Annotated in this window: 13 protein-coding genes; 5 read left to right on the top strand and 8 right to left on the bottom strand. The window is 69.9% G+C overall.

Annotation, left to right across the window (positions count from 1 at the left end; genetic code table 11):
* Nucleotides 1-10: 10 nt before the first annotated feature.
* The 8 genes from ABS64_RS08475 to ABS64_RS08440 form a co-directional block, all read right to left on the bottom strand.
* Nucleotides 11-1,657, bottom strand: a complete 1,647-nt coding sequence (locus ABS64_RS08475; protein WP_036284406.1) for a GMC family oxidoreductase N-terminal domain-containing protein — start codon at nt 1,655-1,657, stop codon at nt 11-13.
* Nucleotides 1,654-3,435 (bottom strand): aldehyde dehydrogenase family protein, encoded by a 1,782-nt coding sequence (locus tag ABS64_RS08470; RefSeq protein ID WP_036284376.1) that lies wholly within the window; start codon nt 3,433-3,435, stop codon nt 1,654-1,656. Before ABS64_RS08470 ends, ABS64_RS08475 begins: the two co-directional genes overlap by 4 nt.
* Nucleotides 3,436-3,551: 116 nt before the next feature.
* The gene (locus ABS64_RS08465) at nt 3,552-3,812 is read right to left on the bottom strand and encodes a glutaredoxin family protein (protein WP_036284379.1); all 261 of its coding nucleotides are present in this window, start codon (nt 3,810-3,812) and stop codon (nt 3,552-3,554) included.
* Nucleotides 3,809-4,942 carry a glycosyltransferase family 2 protein gene (locus tag ABS64_RS08460; RefSeq protein ID WP_292682748.1) on the bottom strand — a complete coding sequence of 378 codons (1,134 nt, stop codon included), beginning with the start codon at nt 4,940-4,942 and terminating at the stop codon, nt 3,809-3,811. The genes ABS64_RS08465 and ABS64_RS08460 overlap by 4 nt, the downstream gene beginning before the upstream one ends.
* Nucleotides 4,943-5,075: 133 nt before the next feature.
* Nucleotides 5,076-6,212 (bottom strand): polysaccharide deacetylase family protein, encoded by a 1,137-nt coding sequence (locus ABS64_RS08455; protein ID WP_292682745.1) that lies wholly within the window; start codon nt 6,210-6,212, stop codon nt 5,076-5,078.
* 157 nt (nt 6,213-6,369) lie between these two features.
* Nucleotides 6,370-6,720 (bottom strand): hypothetical protein, encoded by a 351-nt coding sequence (locus tag ABS64_RS08450; RefSeq protein ID WP_292682743.1) that lies wholly within the window; start codon nt 6,718-6,720, stop codon nt 6,370-6,372.
* 22 nt (nt 6,721-6,742) lie between these two features.
* The gene (locus ABS64_RS08445; RefSeq protein WP_005054525.1) at nt 6,743-7,204 is read right to left on the bottom strand and encodes an adenylyltransferase/cytidyltransferase family protein; all 462 of its coding nucleotides are present in this window, start codon (nt 7,202-7,204) and stop codon (nt 6,743-6,745) included.
* A 97-nt stretch (nt 7,205-7,301) separates the two neighbouring features.
* Nucleotides 7,302-9,578 (bottom strand): glycosyltransferase, encoded by a 2,277-nt coding sequence (locus ABS64_RS08440; RefSeq protein ID WP_292682739.1) that lies wholly within the window; start codon nt 9,576-9,578, stop codon nt 7,302-7,304.
* Between the two features lie 124 nt (nt 9,579-9,702).
* On the opposite strand from ABS64_RS08440, the gene ABS64_RS08435 reads away from it, so the two are divergent.
* The 5 genes from ABS64_RS08435 to ABS64_RS08415 form a co-directional block, all read left to right on the top strand.
* Nucleotides 9,703-10,692 carry a glycosyltransferase family 2 protein gene (locus tag ABS64_RS08435; RefSeq protein ID WP_036284389.1) on the top strand — a complete coding sequence of 330 codons (990 nt, stop codon included), beginning with the start codon at nt 9,703-9,705 and terminating at the stop codon, nt 10,690-10,692.
* Entirely contained in the window at nt 10,692-11,423 is a 732-nt protein-coding gene (locus tag ABS64_RS08430) for a CDP-alcohol phosphatidyltransferase family protein (RefSeq protein ID WP_036284392.1), read from the top strand. The genes ABS64_RS08435 and ABS64_RS08430 overlap by 1 nt, the downstream gene beginning before the upstream one ends.
* A gap of 1 nt (nt 11,424) precedes the next feature.
* The gene (locus ABS64_RS08425) at nt 11,425-12,372 is read left to right on the top strand and encodes a glycosyltransferase family 2 protein (RefSeq protein ID WP_051498703.1); all 948 of its coding nucleotides are present in this window, start codon (nt 11,425-11,427) and stop codon (nt 12,370-12,372) included.
* A gap of 31 nt (nt 12,373-12,403) precedes the next feature.
* Nucleotides 12,404-13,102: a DUF4352 domain-containing protein gene (locus ABS64_RS08420; protein WP_036284396.1), complete on the top strand. Its 699-nt coding sequence runs from the start codon at nt 12,404-12,406 to the stop codon at nt 13,100-13,102.
* Nucleotides 13,103-13,241: 139 nt separating this feature from the next.
* The coding region (locus tag ABS64_RS08415) for a PKD domain-containing protein (protein ID WP_292682727.1) at nt 13,242-17,443 on the top strand (4,202 nt) is incomplete at its 3' end.

Below are 17,443 nucleotides of genomic sequence, written 5' to 3'. Positions count from 1 at the left end.
ATCCGTGCGCTCAGATGCCGCGGATCAGATCGGCGGCGCGCTCGCCGATGATGATGGCGGGCGCGTTCGTGTGCCCGCGGATGACCGTCGGCATGATCGACGCGTCCGCGACCCGCAGGCCGTCGACGCCCCGCACCCGCAGGTCGGAGTCGACGACGGATGCCGCGTCGAGCCCCATCCGCGCCGTCCCGACCGGATGGTAGAGCGTGTGGGAGTAGCGCCGCAGTGACAGCTCGATCCGCTCCGCCGCGCTCATCCGCTCGCCACCGACCGGCTGCACCCAGCCGCCCGTCGTCACGGCGCGCAGTGCCGGGGCCTCGATGAGGCGCTCGCACTCCGCGAGGCCGGCGCGCAGGGTCTCGGCGTCGATGCCTGCGGGGTCGGTCAGATACGCGGGATCGATGATCGCGGCATCCGTCGGGTCGCTGGAGGCGAGGCGGATGGTACCGCGACTCCGCGGCTGCAGCAGGATCGCGCCCACCGTGATGCCCTCCGCGGGCGGCGGTACCAGGCCTTCGCCGACGTACGGCGCCGTCGCGAAGATGATCTCGATGTCGGGCAGGTCGGCGGGCGCGTCGGTGCGATCGGCCACGGCCGTGCGCACGAAGCCGTACGCTTCGGCGACGTTGGAGCTCAGCATGCCGCGCCGGGCGCTCAGGTAGCGGGCGAGCTGGGCGGGCCTGCGCGCTCCGTAGAGCGTTCCCCCGCGCGCCGCGGGCGCGAGACCGGCGACCAGATGGTCCTGCAGATTCTCGCCCACCTGCGGCGCGTCGACGCGAACGCGGATGCCGTGGGAGGCGAGGTGGTCGGCGGGCCCGATGCCGCTCAGCATCAGAAGCTGCGGGGTGTTGATCGCGCCGCCGCAGAGGATGACTTCGCGACGGGCACGGGCGTGCCGGGTGATGCCGCCGAGGTCGACGTAGACGCCCGTCGCCCGTGGCGCCGCATCCGTGTCGTCGTCGGCGAAGGTGACCCGCCGCACCAGCGCATCGGTGAGCACACGCAGGTTCGGGCGCCTGCGCGCCGGGCGCAGGTAGGCGTCGGCGGTCGAGGCCCGGGCTCCGCGATGCTGCGTGACCATCGTCTGCGAGAAGCCCTGCCGTGTCGGGAGGTTCGCCGGAGTGACCGGATGCCGCAGCTCCCGCGCCGCCTGGAGGAACGCGGCCGTGTGCGGTCGGGGGTCGCGCTGGTGCTCGACGGGCTGCGGCCCGCCGGTGCCCTGGGTGGCATCGGCGGCGTCCTGGGTGGCCTCCGCCCGTACGAAGTACGCGGCGAGGGCGTCCCACGACCACGTGTCGCCGGCGGCCTCCGCCCACGCGTCGTAGTCGGCCGCGAACCCGCGGATCCACATCATGGCGTTCAGCGATGACGATCCGCCCAGGGTCTTGCCGCGCGGCCAGTAGATCGTGCGCCCCTCGAGCTCCCGCTGGGGGACCGTGTCGTAGTTCCAGTCGTAGCGACCGCGGAACAGCGTCGAGAATGCCGCCGGCACGTGCAGTTCGAGGGCGGCATCGGTGGGGCCGGCTTCGAGCAGCAGCACGCTGACGGCGGGGTCTTCCGTGAGTCGGGCCGCGAGCCCGGCGCCCGCCGAACCCGCTCCGACGATCACGTAGTCGGCGTCGGGGGCGCCGCCCGTCGCTGCCCGTCGCGGGCTCATGCGCCGAAGGCCTTGACGAGGGTGAGCGCCATCTTGGCCGGATTGCCGTCGATGCGGAAGCGGGTGAAGCCCTCGCAGACGGCAGCGCCTGTGCGCGACGTGACGAACCACGGCGGCTTCGGCAGCACCGACAGCCCGTAGCCCCGCATCGCCGAAGACGCCGAGCGGGGGAACGGTCGGAAGGGTCCCCGCACGACCGTGCGTTCGACGTGGTCGAGCAGCAGGGCGTTGTGCACGACGCCGATGCCGCTGGGCGCGTCCTCGAGGGTGCCGCCGGGGAAGGCGCCCCAGGTGGCGGTCGGTGTGAGAAAGCCGAAGGCCGTCCATGCGTTCACCGCGACCGTGCCGTAGCGGAGGTCGGCGAGCGCCCTCTCGAACCCGTCGCCCAGAGCCTTCTGCGTCTCGGGATCGATCAGCACGTTGGCGCCGAGGGTTCCCACGAGGCGCTCGTTGGCATGCGCCACGGCGTTGTCGAGGAACTCCTGGCCCGTTCCGCGCAGGGCTACCACCCCGAGAACCGGCGAGAAGTACTCCGTCGTCTCGAGGGCCCCGGCGTCGGCCGGGCTCGTTTCGACGAGGGCGCGCGTGCCGCCGCCGCACCACGCGGCATCCGGGTAGGAGGTGCGGGCCGCGTCGAGCTTTCCCTGACTCTGCGGGTACCAGACCGGACGGGACGGCGCCCTGTCGTACGCGGCGCGCAGCTCATCGAGGAACGCGTCGCGCTGCTCCCAATCGTCCGAGAGCAGCACGACCTGCCCGGCGATGCAGTTGTGACCGCTGTTGTGCAGACGCATGGTGACGACATGCTCGGCCTGGAAGCGCAGGTCGGCGTTCGACCACCTCCCCGGCACGATGATGATCGGCGAGACGCCGCCCAGTTCGGCCGTGATCGGCTTCTTCAGCAGCGGCCTGCCGTCGCGGCGGCGCCGTGTGGCGGCACCGGCGGCGGCGGGGGTGTGCGACGGGCCCCAGACGATGGAGCGGAACGTCGCCTCCGACCCCGTGATGTGGACGTGGTCGATCTCCGGATGCTGAGTGAGGTAGGCGCCGACGTCGCCGCCACCGCGGACGATCCGCAGGAATCCGGGCTCGATGAGCGGTGCCAGCGCCCGCTCGAAGACGGACACGAGCGCGTCCTGCGTCGGATTGACCTTCAGCATTGCGACACGGTTGGACGCCAGCAGTTCGTACAGCACATCGAGGTACGGGATGGAGGTGATGTTGCCGGCACCCAGCACGAGCCCGACGCCACCCGCGCTCGCCGGATCGAGCTGGCCGAGCCCCGCCTCTCGGCGCGCCGTCGCGGCATCCACCCCCGGCTGCAGCCAGACCTCGGTGGCGTAGCCCGACAGCAGCAGGGCGTCGGTCGCCGACAGCGGCGAGGTGTGCACGACCGTGCGGTCTCCGGGAGCCGCGCCGATACGGACGCCGTCCAGCGGCGAGCGTCCGACGGCGAGAGCCCGGAGCGTGTCGGCGTAGGCGTCGAGTGCGACGATGGCCGCGTACGGGCCCGACAGCCACTCCTCGCCGCGGAGCGGGTGTCCGGGGGCGAGGCCCTTCGACACGGATGCCGTATCCGCCCATTCCGCTGCGACCGCGGACGTCGCGACGCGCACGCGCTGCAGCAACGTGCGCCGCTGGGCGAGAGTGAGTGCGCGCCACGCGCGCTGTCCTGTGCGCAGAGCTGTGATCGCGGCATCCAGATCGGCGCGCACGTCATCGTCGAGGGTGGGCGCGACTGTGGACCGTTTCGGTGCGCTCGGAGCTTCTGCGGTCACGGCGTTCTCCTTCGAAGCGGTGGTCGCGCTCGCGCGCGGGCCTCCAGCTTACGACCGGATGAGACGCAGTTCCCGAAAAGGTGCGACGCGATGTCGCGTCGTCTCGCCGACGCCCCTCAGATGAGGGAGAGCTCGCGCAGCTTCGCCTCGACGTCGGCGTTGGTCGGCTCGACGTGGTGGGAGGCGTCGGGGTAGACGACGACGGGGATGTTCGTGCGACCGGAGATCTCGCGGGCGACGTCCGCCGCGGCGGGGTCGGCGACCAGGTCGACGTAGGTGTACGGCACACCCAGCTCGTCGAGCTGCTTCTTGGTACGGACGCAGTCGCGGCACCAATCGGCACCGAACATCGTGATCGGGGTGTTCTCGGAGGTCATGATTCCAGCGTACGCTCGGCCGCGCGGGTGACGCCCCGGGTCGCCACCCGGGAGGTGGACTTGTTCTTCGGCGCGTAGACCCAGAGCGCGTGATAGACGAAGCGCACGACGAACGCCGCCGCAAGGGTGATGGCCGCGGCCAGCACGCTCGGGATGTGGGCGCCCTGCACGAGCAGGGGGATGATCGGGATGCGCACGACCGCTTCGACGTTGTTGAACGCGAACGACTTGAGGAAACGCACCCACATCTGGCCGGACTCGGAGCGCATGTCGGCGAAGACGAGGTACTCGAGCAGCAGGAAGTTGCCGATGATCGTCACTTCGCTCGCGATGATCGCGGCCGTGAGGTAGTTCATGCCGAGGTGGATCAGGCCCCACATGATCACCAGGTTCGCGATCGCCCCGACACCGCCGACGAGGGCGAACGCCGACATGCGGCCGAAGCGCAGCATCGCCAGCTGCGTCAGGAAGCGCATGCCCTGGCTGAAGGTGGCCTTGGACTCACCGGCGAAGCGGGTCGCGAACGCGAACGGGATCTCGCCGATGCGCATCTGACGGCGCGCGAGGATCTCGAGCAGGATCTTGAAGCCGCGCGGGCGAAGGTCGTCGAGATCGACGGTGTCGCGGTCGACGAGGAAGAAGCCGGTCATCGGGTCGGTGCAGCCGTGGAGCTTCCGCGGGAACATCGCCTTCGTCAGCAGCGTCGAGGTCCGCGAGACCGCGGTGCGCGTGGCGCCGGCGAGGCCGCCCGCCGTCCCGCCCGCGACGTAGCGAGAGGCGACGACGATGTCGACGTCGCCGAGGGCGGCGCGGTCGAGCATGCGCGGGATGTCCTCGGGCGGATGCTGCAGGTCGCCGTCCATGACCAGGCACCAGCGGGCCTGCGCGTTGCGGAAGCCGTCGAGCACGGCACCGCTGAGTCCACCTTCGGGTTCGTCGCGATGGATGAGGCGCACCGGGAAGTCCGTGGCCGCGGCGACGGCCTGGATGGTCGCGGGCGTGTCGTCGGTGGAGTCGTCGACGAAGACGACCTCGAAGTCGACGTCGTCGAGGGCCGCACCGATGCGGCGGACCAGCTCGGCGACGTTCCCGCCTTCGTTGAAGGTGGGAACGATGACGGAAAGATCCATGGGGATGCGCTCGCGATCGGTCAGGGACAGAACCGTCTCAGCCTACCGAGGCGGAGTTGGGCAACTCCTGTGCGTGCTCTGTCAGTTCTTGCTGGCTCCCGCTCATCTTCTGGCTCCCGCTCACCGACGGTCCTCAGCCGATCTGCTTCTTGAGAGCGGCGACGCCCATGCCGTAGTTGATGCGCACGCAGGGGAGGGTGAGCTTGTCGCTGCCCACCGAGACGTAGCCCTGTTCGATCGTGCGGGCCATCTCGAAGCCCGCCTGGCGCAGGCCCTCGTGCGAGGTCTCGTTGTTGTGCCCGTACGGGTACGCCATCACTTCCTTGACGCCGCCCAGCGCGGCCGCCGAGGCGGTCATGTCTGCGGCGATCTCGGGAGCGGTCAGGTTCACCATCTGGCCCTTGCCGTTGGCTCCCGCGTGATGCATGTCGTGCGTGTGGGACCGCTGCAGGATGAAGCGGTTCTGTGCCGGCACCCCCGAGCCCGTGATCACGAAGGAGGTCGCCATGAGCTGGAGCTGCTCGTTGATCGGCGAGGCCATCGTGAGCCAGCTCGGATCGGCGTCGTCATCGGTGATGATCACCGCATGGTCGGGCAGGTAGAGCGCGCCGTCGATGAACGCGCTCAGCTCGTCCCAGGTGGGCAGATAGAAGGACTGATCCTTGATGTACTGCATCTGGGCGCGGTAGTCCTCGATGTACGCGTAGTTGCCGCGCAGCCAGCCGGACTCGCCCTCGGGCTTCGCGGTGAACTGGTGGTACATGAGGATCGGCACGCGCGCCTTGGCGGCGGCCACGGCATCCGTCGTCGTCCACGCGCCGTAGAGCGTCTGCTGGTGGGCGGTGCAGGCGACCGGCCTCGAGCCGTTGATCCGCGTCGCGGGACTGCCGGCATGTGCAGCGGGATCGGCGGATGCCGCGGCCGCCGTCGCCGCGTCGGCGTACCAGCCCGCGAAGACCCGGCCGGCCATCCGCGGGATCGGCAGGTGGTCGTACAGGCGGTCCTGCACCTGCAGCTGCGGGTCGAGCGCCACGCCCTCGATGTCGAAGCTGACCGCGCACGCTCCCGGAACATCGGCATGCGCCGCCAGGAGTGCTTCGGACGGGGTGAGCGGGGTCGGGGTCGGTGAGGGCGTGTGCGTGACCGGCCTCGGCGACGTCGCGGCATCCGTGTTCTCCGTGGCGCAGCCGGCGACGGCGAGTGTCGCGGTCAGCACCAATCCGATGGCGAATGTGCGGACGAGGCCGCGGTGGCGATGCACGAAACCCATGAAAACAACCCCCAAGGTGGACGGCGCGCCCCCGCGCCGCGCTCATCCTAGGGGGACAGGGTGTCACGCAGCAGAAATGACCGGGTGGGCGGGGGTTTTCTTCGACTTTCGTCGCAGATTCCCGCCGCTCGGGGGGTCTGCCGCGTCCTCCGTGACGTCAGGCCGCCGAATCTCCTTCGGCTACACCGCGGATGCGAAGGGCGCGCCCCGCCATCTCGGTGATCCGGAAGGCCGTTGCCTCCGAGGGTGTGGCCTGGTCGAGCGGCAGCACGCGAACCGGGATCTCGGTGCCGCTTACGGTCAGCACCCCCAGATCCCTTCCGTTGGTGATCAGCGAATACACGCGGGGCCGGGGTGCCTTTGTCTGCTGTGCGACGGGCAGCCCGCCGACACGAGGAAAGAGCATTCTTGTGGCGCGCGCCCGCACCGGGTCTTCACCCTCGGCGCTGCGCGCAGGTAGCAGCCCGATCACCTGGCCGACGAAGAGGTCGAGAGCATCCCGCGTCATCGAAGGGCTCCCGCGCGAGCGATCATGCGGACCCGGAGCGCGCGGCGCGCCGTTCTTCGCCGGCGACGACAGCCGCGTCGAGGGCGCGGCGAAGCTTCGTGCTCGACGTGTGGGCGGTGTAGGGGAAGTACACGACCTCCACTCCCACGGCGGCGAACTCGTACTCGAGGCGCGCGCCCTTCTCGGTGCCGCGCCAGTCGTCGCCTTTGAAGAAGTGCGTGAACCTGACCTCGCGCCAGACGTCGAGCTTGTCGGGCACGACCTCGATATGGACGTCGTCGACGTAGCGGAGGTTGCGGACGATCTCAGCGCGTTCCGCGGTCGGGACGAACGGTTCGACGCCCTTCACCGCCCGCAGCATCTCGTCGCTGACCACGCCGGCAATGAGATAGTCGCATTGCTCCTTCGCGTGACGCAGCACGTTCAGATGTCCGATGTGAAAAAGGTCGAACGCCCCCGCGGCATAGCCGATGCGAACAGTCATGTGCCCCCCAGCAACTGACCTTCAAATCGGAGCCCCCGCTCCGATCCGAGCCCCCCGGCTCGATGCGGGTCCCCCGACCCACACACGCGACGATACTCTATCGGCGGCCTCTTGCGGCGCGCCGGAATGCGGCGAGGTGGGCGGAGGCCGCTTCGTCCCAGCCTCGAGCGGACAGGTCCGGCAGACCCGTGCGTGATCGCGAGGCCTCCCACGCCCGGTGAATGTCCTCGGTCGAGAGAGTGCCGGTGTAGACATGCACCCATCCGCGGCCGACCTCGTCCGCGAGAGCGCGATTGACCTCGTTCTCCGGCAGCAGCACGGCGCGGCCGAGGGACAGCACGGCGAGAGCGGTCCCGCTGTTGTGCATATGCCGGTAGGGGAGCACGACGAGCTCGGACGAGGTGATGGCGTCCACCATCTCGGCATCCGAGAGGAAACGCGCATCGATCGTCACGCGGGCATCGTCCCGCGCACGCTCGTACAGCGTCTGGATCAGCTCATCGGAGGATGCCTTGCCCGCCACGTGCAGCGACAGGTCGGCGCGGTCGCTGCCTACGAAGGCGTCGACGAGGTCTTCGACCCCTTTGTACCGGCGGATGAGTCCCACATAGAGGATGCGACCGGGCGTCGGCTCGGCGGTCGGGAAACGCTCGTACCAGTTCAGGTAGTGGCCGTGCCGGATCGTCGTCGTCGCGATGCCGGGCCGTGCGGGCGTGTGGTCATTCAGGTGTATGTCGAGGCGCGTAAGGGCGTCGATGCGATCCAGGATGCGGTGGTCGACACGGCTGATCCCCTGAGGGCGTTCGAGGTTGTGCAACGTCCGCACGACGGGGGTGCAGCGCAGGCGCCATCGGGCGACGGTGAGCGCGGTGAGGCAGCGACGGGTCAGGCGACCGATGCCCTTGTGGCCCCCGACGAGCAGCTCCGGCCAGTGCACGTGCACGACGTCGTACCGGCCGAGCAGCGCCTTCCGGTAGTCGAATGCGGACACCTCGGCGTCCCGCGACCGGCGAAGTGCCCGGTAGAGCTGGGTGATATACGGATTGGTCGTGTCCTTGGGTTCGCGGAACGACTCCAGGATCGCCAGCGGGCGTGCGCGGTCGTCGCCGGAGGCGGAGGGGGTCGGAGCGTCCGCGGTCGCACTCGCCGTCGCGCGGTCGTACCAGCCCTGGACGATCGCCGGGAGGCGGGTCACCGACCAGCGGTCGGTGGGCGTCCCGCCCGTCGCTGCAGCGCGGAGCACCTGCTCGGCGATCGAGCGCGGCACATCGCCGGAAATGTCGGCGACGAAACCGTTCGGCTCGGCGAGTACCGGGGGGCCGCCGAGCGGCAGGCAGACGACGGGGCATCCGATCGAACTCGCCTCGGCGACCACCCAGCCCGCTTGGTCGTGCATCGACGGGAAGAGGAAGACCGTCGCCGTGCGCATTGCCTCCCACAGGCGGTCTCTGTCGACGTGACCGTGGAACCGCACGCGCCCGTTGACTCCGCGGGCGGCGGCCCGACGCTCAAGTCGGCGCCGGTCGTAGCCGTCTCCGTAGATCTCGAGCGTCCAGTCGGCGAGCTCCGGGCGGCCGACGGCGTCGATCGCGAGTGCGGCGCCCTTCCAACCGAGGAGCCGTCCGGCGAAGACGGCGGTCTTCTCATCGATGACGGCGGCTCGCGGCGGCAGGGCGGTGAGGCACGCATTCGGTTCGACGACCGTGTGCGCGCCGTGGCGGCGAAAGTAGCCGGCGACCTGCGGGTTCTGCGCGACGACGACGCTCGACCGGCGCGCCGACGGAAGGCCGCCCCACGCCCGTAGTGGCGTCGTGAACACGGCGCGGGCGAGCTCCGTGAGCGTCCCCCGGGGGCCGAGCCAGCGAGCGAGGCGCAGGATGGGAAGGCCGCTCGATCCGCCGACGGGACCCCACACCAGCGGAACGCCGCGGAGTCGGGTGAGCCCGGCCGGCATCCAGTCATTCGCGAACGTGACGTGGTGGGCGACGTCGAAACCGACCCGGGCGTGCCACGTGACGGCCAGGCGCGAGATGCCGCGCTGCCAGAGGAGATAGAACCAGTAGAGGTCCCAGGACCGCCGCTTGAGCCTGACGATCCACGGGGCAGGGTCGTGATAGATGACGTGCAGGTGTTCGCGAATCTGGGGCTGAGTGGCGAGGGCGTCCTCGATCATGGTCCGGAACCGCGGGCGCGTGAAGACCCACACGTCGCTCATCTGTGCGGCGGCGACCGCCATCTCCCATCCGGCGCCCGCCTCGGGTCCGGAGTTCGGCCCGCACGCGTAGGCGCTCAGGAGGACTTTTCGGCGCGGGTGGTGCTGCTCCGATGCCCCCGATTCGCCCCGATCGCCGCCCGGTATGTCTGTACGATCCATGCCCGTCCCCCAACGTCGCCAGGAAGCCTACTCGACACGGAGTGTTCAGCGAGGCGGGTGAAGGCGCCATACTGTTCTCAGGGGATGGGGTCTCGGGGCTCCGTGAGTGCGTCGGGGGGCGTCGATGATCAGTGCGTATCCACGCGTCGTCATCGCCATCCCGACGTATCGACGGCCGCATGATCTCACGCGGCTTCTGACCGCACTGCCTCCCGTGATCGAGCGAGCCAGCGGGTTGTGCGCGTCCGTCGACGTGCTCGTCATCGACAACGCCGGGGATGCCGCCGCGATCGCCGACGCGGGTGACGTGCCCGTCCGCTATGTCCGCGAAGTGCGCCGGGGTCTCGCCGCGGTGCGAAACCGCGCGCTCGACGAAGCGGCCGACGCGGACATCCTGGTGTTCATCGACGACGACGAGACACCCGCCGAAGAGTCCTGGCTCGAGCGCCTCCTGGCCGCGCAGCAGTCGTCCGGCGCGGGTGTCGTCGCGGGACCGGTGCGCACCGTCGTGCCGGGCGGACTCGACCGCTGGATCGTCGCGGGCGGCTTCTACGCCCGCGCACATCGGCAGGGCCTTCGTACCCTTGACCCGATCGGGTCCGCCGCATCCAACAACCTGCTCCTCCGGCTCGCCGACGTGCGCCGGGTCGGCGCGCGATTCGACGAACGGTTCGGCAGATCGGGCGGAGAGGACTCTCTGTTCACTTCGCAACTGCGTGCGGCGGGGGTGCTGATGGTCTGGTGCGCGGATGCCGTGGTGCTCGACCACCTGCCCGCCGAGCGGAGGACGCGGGAGTATGCGCTCGCGCGCTCGCGGGGGATGGAGGCCGCAGGCACACGGGTCACCGCGGTCCTGGCTGGCCCTTCACGGGCGCGGCGTGGGTACGTCCGCGCGTCTGCCGCCGCCATCGGCTCCACGCGTCTCGTCGTCGGGGCGCTGCGTCGCATCGTCGGATGGCTGACGGGCTCTACCCGATCCGACGCACGCGGCGCACGCGACATCGCGCGCGGTCTCGGTGCGTGGGAAGGAGCCGTGGGAAGGAGCCGGCACCTCTACGGCGACGACATCGGCAGCACTGAGAGCATGAGCAGCGAGAGGCAGGGCGCGGCGTGATGGCGACAGCGACGACGCAGGGGTTCCGAGAGACGATGAAGACACTGCGGTCCGCGCAGAAGGGTCACGCGCGGGGCGCTCCCGCCTACTCCGTCTACGTGAACCGCCGTATCGGCCGGGTGCTGGCCGCTCTCGCGCACGGCTGGGGTCTGACGCCGAATCAGGTCACCGCTGTCAGCTCGCTGCACACCTTCACCGCGATCGTGCTGTTGGCGACGGTGCCGGTGAGTGTGTGGCTCGGCATCCTCGTGGCAGTTCTGCTGGTGCTGGGGTATGCGTGGGACTCCGCCGACGGCCAGGTCGCGCGGCTCCGCGGGGGTGGCAGTGTCGCCGGCGAATGGCTGGATCACTTCGTGGATGCGGCGAAGATCAGCTCCTTGCATCTCGCCGTGGCGATCGGTTTGTTCCGGTTCGTCCCCGACCTTCCGCCGGTCGTCCTCCTGCTTCCGCTGTGCTTCTCGGCGGTGGCGACGACGACGTTCTTCGGGATGCTGCTGAACGATCTGCTCAAGGGCGCACGAGGCATCCCCTCCACGCACGCCCGCGGTGGGGGCACTGTGCGGCGCTCGCTGCTTCTGCTGCCCACCGACTTCGGGATGCTCTGCCTGAGCTTTGCGCTGTGGGGCACCCCCGCGTTCCTCCCTGTCTACGGCGCGCTCGCCCTCGTGAGCACACTGTTCCTCGCTGCGGCATCCGTCAGGTGGTTCCGCGAGATGCGCCGAGCGGGTTGACGTGGACGCATCGAGACCGCTGGGGCTGGTCGTCGTGAACTACGGATCGGCCCACCTGCTCGCCGAGAACCTCGTGGCATCGGCGGACCGGGCACGTGCCGATGTCGTGGTCGTGGTGGACAACCCGACCGGCCCCGACGAGCGGCAGCGGGTGCGAGAGCTGGCGCGACGCCACGAATGGCGGGTCGTCGAACCGGATCGCAACCTCGGGTTCGGCGGGGGTGTCAACGCCGGCGTCGAAGCGGCGCTCAGCGCGGGCGTGCAGGATCTGGTCGTACTGAACCCCGATGCGATCCTGCTGCCGGGGTGCGTCGAGCGGCTGCGCGCCGCCGACCCGACACACGACGCGGTCTGTGCGCCCCGCATCGTGACGAGCGCCGGCGCCACATGGTTCGAGGGCGCCGACCTCTATCTCGACGACGGCGTCACGCGCGGCAGGGCCAAGCGTGAGCGCTTCGCGGGCGCCCGGCGCTGGGAGTGGCTGACGGGCGCGTGCCTGTGGATCCCGGTCGAGGTCTGGCGGGCGACGGGAGGTTTCGACGAGGAGTACTTCCTCTATTGGGAGGACGTCGACTTCTCGCGGCGCGTCGTCGGTGCCGGTGCCCGGCTCGCGGTCGCCTCCGACGCGGTCGCCGTGCACGACGAGGGCGGCACGCAAGGACGCGCCGCCGGCGCGGCCGCCAAGTCGGAGAACTACTACTTCTACAACATCCGCAACCGCATGCTGTTCGCCCGCAAGCATCTTCCGGCCGAGGATGCCCGGGCATGGGGCGACTCGATCTGGGCGTCGGCCCGCGAAGTCCTCCTCCGCGGCGGCCGCAAGCAGTTCCTCTTCTCGGCGGCGCCGTGGCGAGGAGGGATCCGGGGCGTGCGCTCGGCGCTCCGCCTCCGCGATCGCGGGCGCGGGGGTGGGCGCGCAGACGTCGATGCCCGCAGGAGCGGGCACTAAGATCTGCGGATGACGAGAGCGGGGGCGGATCATGTCCGAGAGTGGTTCCGAGAACAGTTCGGGTGACGACGCCGACCGGGCGGACGACGCGACAGCGCGCGCCCGACGGAATCGGGTGCTGATCGGCGGCGCTGTGGCCGTCGTGGTGGCGGCCATCGCAATCGTCATTGGGGTCATGGCCGCGCGGACCGGCGCGTCCGATGCGGCATCACCGACGCCGGCAGCGACCTCCGGCGCGGCGACGTCCCCCGGGGCGTCGCCCACGGCATCCGTTCCGGCGCCGTCCGGCTCGGGCACGCCGGCGTCGACCGACGCCCCCGCACCGGGTCGGGAGACCCTTCCGCCCGTCTCGCTCGACGATACCGCCGAGGTTCCCGCAGGCCCCGGCGTGCGCGTCACCTCGATCGAGGCCGTCGAGGGCGAAGCGGTCGTCCCGGGCGAGATCGCCGGCCCCGCGTTGCGCGTGACGGTCGAGGTCGACAACACCACTGCGGATGCCATCGACCTGCGTACCGCGACGGTGACGCTGTCGTACGGCGATCCCCTCCAGCCCGGCAACCCGATCTCGAAGCCCGCGGGAGCGGCTTTCCCCGACAGCGTCGAGCCCGGGCAGACGGCGTCGGGGACGTTCGTCTTCGAAGTGCCGAAAGACCAGCGAGACCGGGTGCAGATCGCCGTCGACCTCTCGATCGACGACCCGATCGTCGCCTTCGAGGGATCCGTAGGCTGACCTCCCGCGCATTCGGGGCCACCTCGCGATTGCTCGACGCGTCGAGTTGCCCTAGGATGAGCGCGACCCTATGGGGTGGGTCGATTCGCACGTCGTATGGGGACAACGGTCGCCGTGCGGCTTTCCGGGGGGAAAATTCGTGTCCGTTGTGACGTGGCGCCGTCGCGCCTTTGCAGCCGTACTCATCTGTTCCGCGGTCGTGGCCGCCGCATTGACGGCGCCGGTCGCCGCTGTGGCTGCAGACGGTTCGTCGGTCACCGCGGCGGCGGACACGCCGGCGCCGCTTCCCGACACGGTCTCCGCCGATGCGTTGCCCACGCTCCAGCTGGACAACGGTGTCGTGTGGGCGCAGACGATCGTCGGGACGACGGTGTACGCCGCCGGTCAGTTCTCCAACGTCCGCCCGGCGGGGTCGGCGGCGGGGCAGAACCTCACCGCGCGCGGCAACATCGTGGCGTACGACGTCACCACCGGCGCGCTGGTGAGCTCCTTCAGCCCGTCCTTCAACGGCCGGATCAACGACGTCGCGGCGTCACCGGACGGCAAGAAGCTCTATGTCACCGGTTCGTTCAGTCAGGTCAACGGCCAGAACCGCTCGCGGTTCGCCATCATCGACCTCACCACCGGGGGGCTGCTGCCGGGCACGCTGAGCCTGAACAACATCGGCAAGACGGTGTACGCCACCGCCGACGCTGTCTACGTCGGCGGGTACTTCACCGCGGTCGGCTCCACCCAGCGCATGCGCGTCGCGAAGCTCGTTCCGACCGGCACCTCCGTGCTGCCGTTCGCGGTTCCGGTCGACAACGGCCAGGTGCAGAGCATCGTCGCGGACCCGACCGGCACGCAGGTGGTCATCTCGGGCAACTTCACCACCGTCGGCGGCAGCGACAATCCGGGGTACGGTCTCTACCGCGCCGACGGTCAGTCCGGCGCCGGGCTCCCGCTCGGCGTGAACACGGAGATCCGCGACGCCGGCGAGTCGTCGGGCATCATGTCGCTCGCGACCGACGGCACGAAGTTCTACGGGACCGGCTGGCACTACGGCGGAGGCGGAAACCTCGAGGGGACCTTCGCCGGTAGCTGGGCCGATGGCAGCCGCGTGTGGATCGAGGACTGCCACGGCGACACGTACGACATCGCCGTCGCGAACGGCGTCGCCTATTCGGCGAGCCACAAGCACTACTGCGGCAACAGCGGGGGCTTCCCGCAGACGGATCCGTGGAGCTTCAACCACGCCACGGCGTGGACGACGGATGTCCGGGGCGTCAACACGGGCGACATCTACGGCTACCCCGACCACCCGGGCACGCCGCGCCCCGAGCTGCTGAACTGGTTCCCGCAGACCACGCCCGGAAGCTACACCGGACAGGGCCAGGCGGTCTGGTCGGTGGCGGCCAACAGCGACTACGTCGTGTACGGCGGGGAGTTCCCCAGCGTCAACGGCACCAAGCAGTACGGCCTCGTCCGCTTCGCGAAGCGGACGATCGCACCGAACAAGCAGGGACCGCGCCTGTCGGGCACGGCGTGGGACCCCTCGGTCATCTCGTTCTCCTCGGGTCGCGTGCGCCTGTCGTTCGGGACCAACTGGGACCGCGACGACTACACGCTGACCTACCGCGTGTTCCGTGACTCCGAGACGTCCACCCCGATCCTGGAGAAGCAGATCGGCGCACCGTTCTGGGAGCCGCAGACGACGACGATCGACGACACCGGCCTGGCGCCCGGCAGTTCGCACCGTTACCGCGTGACCGCCACGGATCCCTACGGAAACGTCGCGAAGTCGTCGTGGATCACGGTGACGGTCTCCTCGGAGAACCTCTCCGCGTACGCGCAGTCGGTCATCGACGGCGGTGCCCAGAACTTCTGGCGACTGAGCGAGACCTCGGGAGCCGGCGTCATCGACTGGGCCGGGGCATCCCCGCTCACCCTTGACGGCACCTACACGCGCGGTGCGGGCGGAGCCATCTCCGGCGACACCAACACGGCGACCACGTTCGCCGGGGCATCCGCGGGAACGACCGCACGAAGCGCTGCGCCGAACACGTTCACCGTCGAGGCGTGGGTCAAGACGACCTCGACCTCCGGCGGCAAGATCATCGGCTACGGCGACGCTGCGACCGGCAACTCCAGCAGCTACGACCGCCACGTGTACATGACCAACGACGGGCGCATCGTATTCGGTGTGTACCCGGGTGGAGTGCGCACCGTGACCAGCGCGTCGGCTTACAACGACGGCACGTGGCACCACATCGTCGCGAGCCTCGGCTCCAACGGGATGAACCTCTACGTCGACGGTTCGCGCGTGGCTCAGCGGGCGGACGTCACCTCCGGGCAGGCCTTCACCGGCTTCTGGCGCGTCGGCGGCGACAACATCAACGGGTGGGACTCCCAGCCGTCGTCGTCGACCTTCGCGGGCGACATCGACGACGTGGCGGTGTATCCGACCGTCCTGCCCGCGGCGACGGTGCGTGCGCACTACGTCGCCGCCGGTGGAACGTCGACCCCCGTGGTCGCGCCGACCGACGCCTACGGCGCGCTCGTGTTCAATTCGTCGCCGGATCTCTACTGGCGCTACGACGACACGGCCGGCGCGACGACGGCGGACTCGTCGGGCAACGACGTCGCGGGCGTGCTCGACGGCGACTATGTGCGCGGCGACGCGGGCGCGCTCGCGGGCGGCGTCGGCACCGGCATCCGGTTCCGCCAGACGACCTGCCAGTGGTGGCAGATCGGTTGCACCTCCACCAACGGTGGAACTGCGGCCTCGGCGATCGCCTACGCCAACCCCACCGTCTACTCGGTGGAGACCTGGTTCAAGACGACCTCGACCCGCGGTGGTCGACTGATCGGATTCAGTGGCAACCAGAAGGGCGGATCGGGCGCCTACGACCGCCACGTCTACATGCAGGACGACGGACGGCTTGTGTTCGGCACCTGGACCGGCCAGACCAACACGGTCACCACCGCGACGGCGTACAACGACGGCACCTGGCACCACGTGGTGGCCACGCAGGCCTCCGACGGGATGCGCCTGTTCGTCGACGGCGTCGAACGAGGCACCAACCCGCAGACCGCGGCGCAGGACTACACCGGCTACTGGCGCGTCGGTGGCGATACGACGTGGGGATCGTCCTCCCCGAACCTGATCGGGACCCTCGACGAGACCGCCGTGTACAGCCGTGAGCTCAGCACGTCGGAGATCGCCGCGCACTACGCGGTGGGTCAGGGCCAGTCGATTCCGAACCAGACGCCGGTGCCGACGATCTCGGCGATCACGTCGGACCTGACGGTCTCGGTGGATGGATCGGGCTCGGTGGATCCGGATGGGACGATCGCCTCGTACGCGTGGGACTTCGGCGACGGCCAGAGCGGGGCGGGCGTCACGGCCTCGCACGCCTACTCGGGCGCCGGCACGTACACAGTCTCGCTGACGGTGACGGACGACGACGGCGCCTCGGCGCAGACGACTCAGCAGGTCGTCGTGGTCGCACCGAACGTGCCGCCGACGGCGGCGTTCACCGCATCCGTCGATGGGCTGTCGGTCTCGGTCGACGGTTCGGCGTCGGCGGACAGCGACGGATCGATCGTCTCGTACGCGTGGGACTTCGGCGACGGAGCCACGGCGACGGGCGCGACCGCCTCGCACACCTATGCGGGCGGCGGAACGCGGGCGATCACCCTGACGGTGACCGACGACCGCGGCGCGACGAACGCCACGACGAGCTTCGTCGATCCGGTGATGCCGAATCAGGTTCCGGTGGCGGCGTTTGTGTCGTCGGTGTCGGGGTTGTCGGTGTCGGTGGATGGTTCGGGGTCGTCGGATGCTGATGGTTCTGTGGTGTCGTATGCCTGGGACTTCGGTGACCAGTCGACGGGTTCGGGTGTGACGGCGTCGCATGCGTATGCGGCGGCGGGGACGTATTCGGTGACGTTGACGGTGACGGATGATCGTGGGGCGACGGCGACGAGTGTTGCTGCGGTGACGGTGACGTCGGGTCCGGTGGCGGCGGGTCCGTTGTTCTCGGACACGTTCGCGCGTCAGTTGGCGTCGGGCTGGGGTTCTGCGGATGCCGGTGGTGCGTGGACGTTGCGCACGGGGGCGACGCGGTTCTCGGTGGCCGATGGTGTCGGGAAGGTGTCGTTGCCGAAGGCGACGACGGTGGCGGCGGATACGGCGGTGCTGGATTCGACGGCGACGCGGTTCTCGACGTCGTTCTCGGTGGACAAGGTGAACGAGGCGATGTACATCGGTGCGGTGACGCGTCGTGTCGCTGATGACCAGTACATGGTGCGCATCCGTGTGGGTGCGGACGGGACGGCGCGGTTGAACGTGCTGCGGGG

Origin of the sequence: Microbacterium sp. SCN 69-37, assembly GCF_001724435.1 — a bacterium.
GTDB classification, from domain to species: domain Bacteria; phylum Actinomycetota; class Actinomycetes; order Actinomycetales; family Microbacteriaceae; genus Microbacterium; species Microbacterium laevaniformans.
This window is presented reverse-complemented; position numbering and strand designations above follow the sequence as displayed.

Coding starts and splice junctions, on each gene's coding strand:
- ABS64_RS08435 (WP_036284389.1), top strand. CDS start 9,703: ATGATCAGTGCGTATCCACGCGTCGTCATCGCCATCCCGACGTATCGA.
- ABS64_RS08430 (WP_036284392.1), top strand. CDS start 10,692: ATGGCGACAGCGACGACGCAGGGGTTCCGAGAGACGATGAAGACACTG.
- ABS64_RS08460 (WP_292682748.1), bottom strand. CDS start 4,942: ATGGATCTTTCCGTCATCGTTCCCACCTTCAACGAAGGCGGGAACGTC.
- ABS64_RS08445 (WP_005054525.1), bottom strand. CDS start 7,204: ATGACTGTTCGCATCGGCTATGCCGCGGGGGCGTTCGACCTTTTTCAC.
- ABS64_RS08455 (WP_292682745.1), bottom strand. CDS start 6,212: ATGGGTTTCGTGCATCGCCACCGCGGCCTCGTCCGCACATTCGCCATC.
- ABS64_RS08465 (WP_036284379.1), bottom strand. CDS start 3,812: ATGACCTCCGAGAACACCCCGATCACGATGTTCGGTGCCGATTGGTGC.
- ABS64_RS08475 (WP_036284406.1), bottom strand. CDS start 1,657: ATGAGCCCGCGACGGGCAGCGACGGGCGGCGCCCCCGACGCCGACTAC.
- ABS64_RS08450 (WP_292682743.1), bottom strand. CDS start 6,720: ATGACGCGGGATGCTCTCGACCTCTTCGTCGGCCAGGTGATCGGGCTG.
- ABS64_RS08440 (WP_292682739.1), bottom strand. CDS start 9,578: ATGGATCGTACAGACATACCGGGCGGCGATCGGGGCGAATCGGGGGCA.
- ABS64_RS08420 (WP_036284396.1), top strand. CDS start 12,404: ATGTCCGAGAGTGGTTCCGAGAACAGTTCGGGTGACGACGCCGACCGG.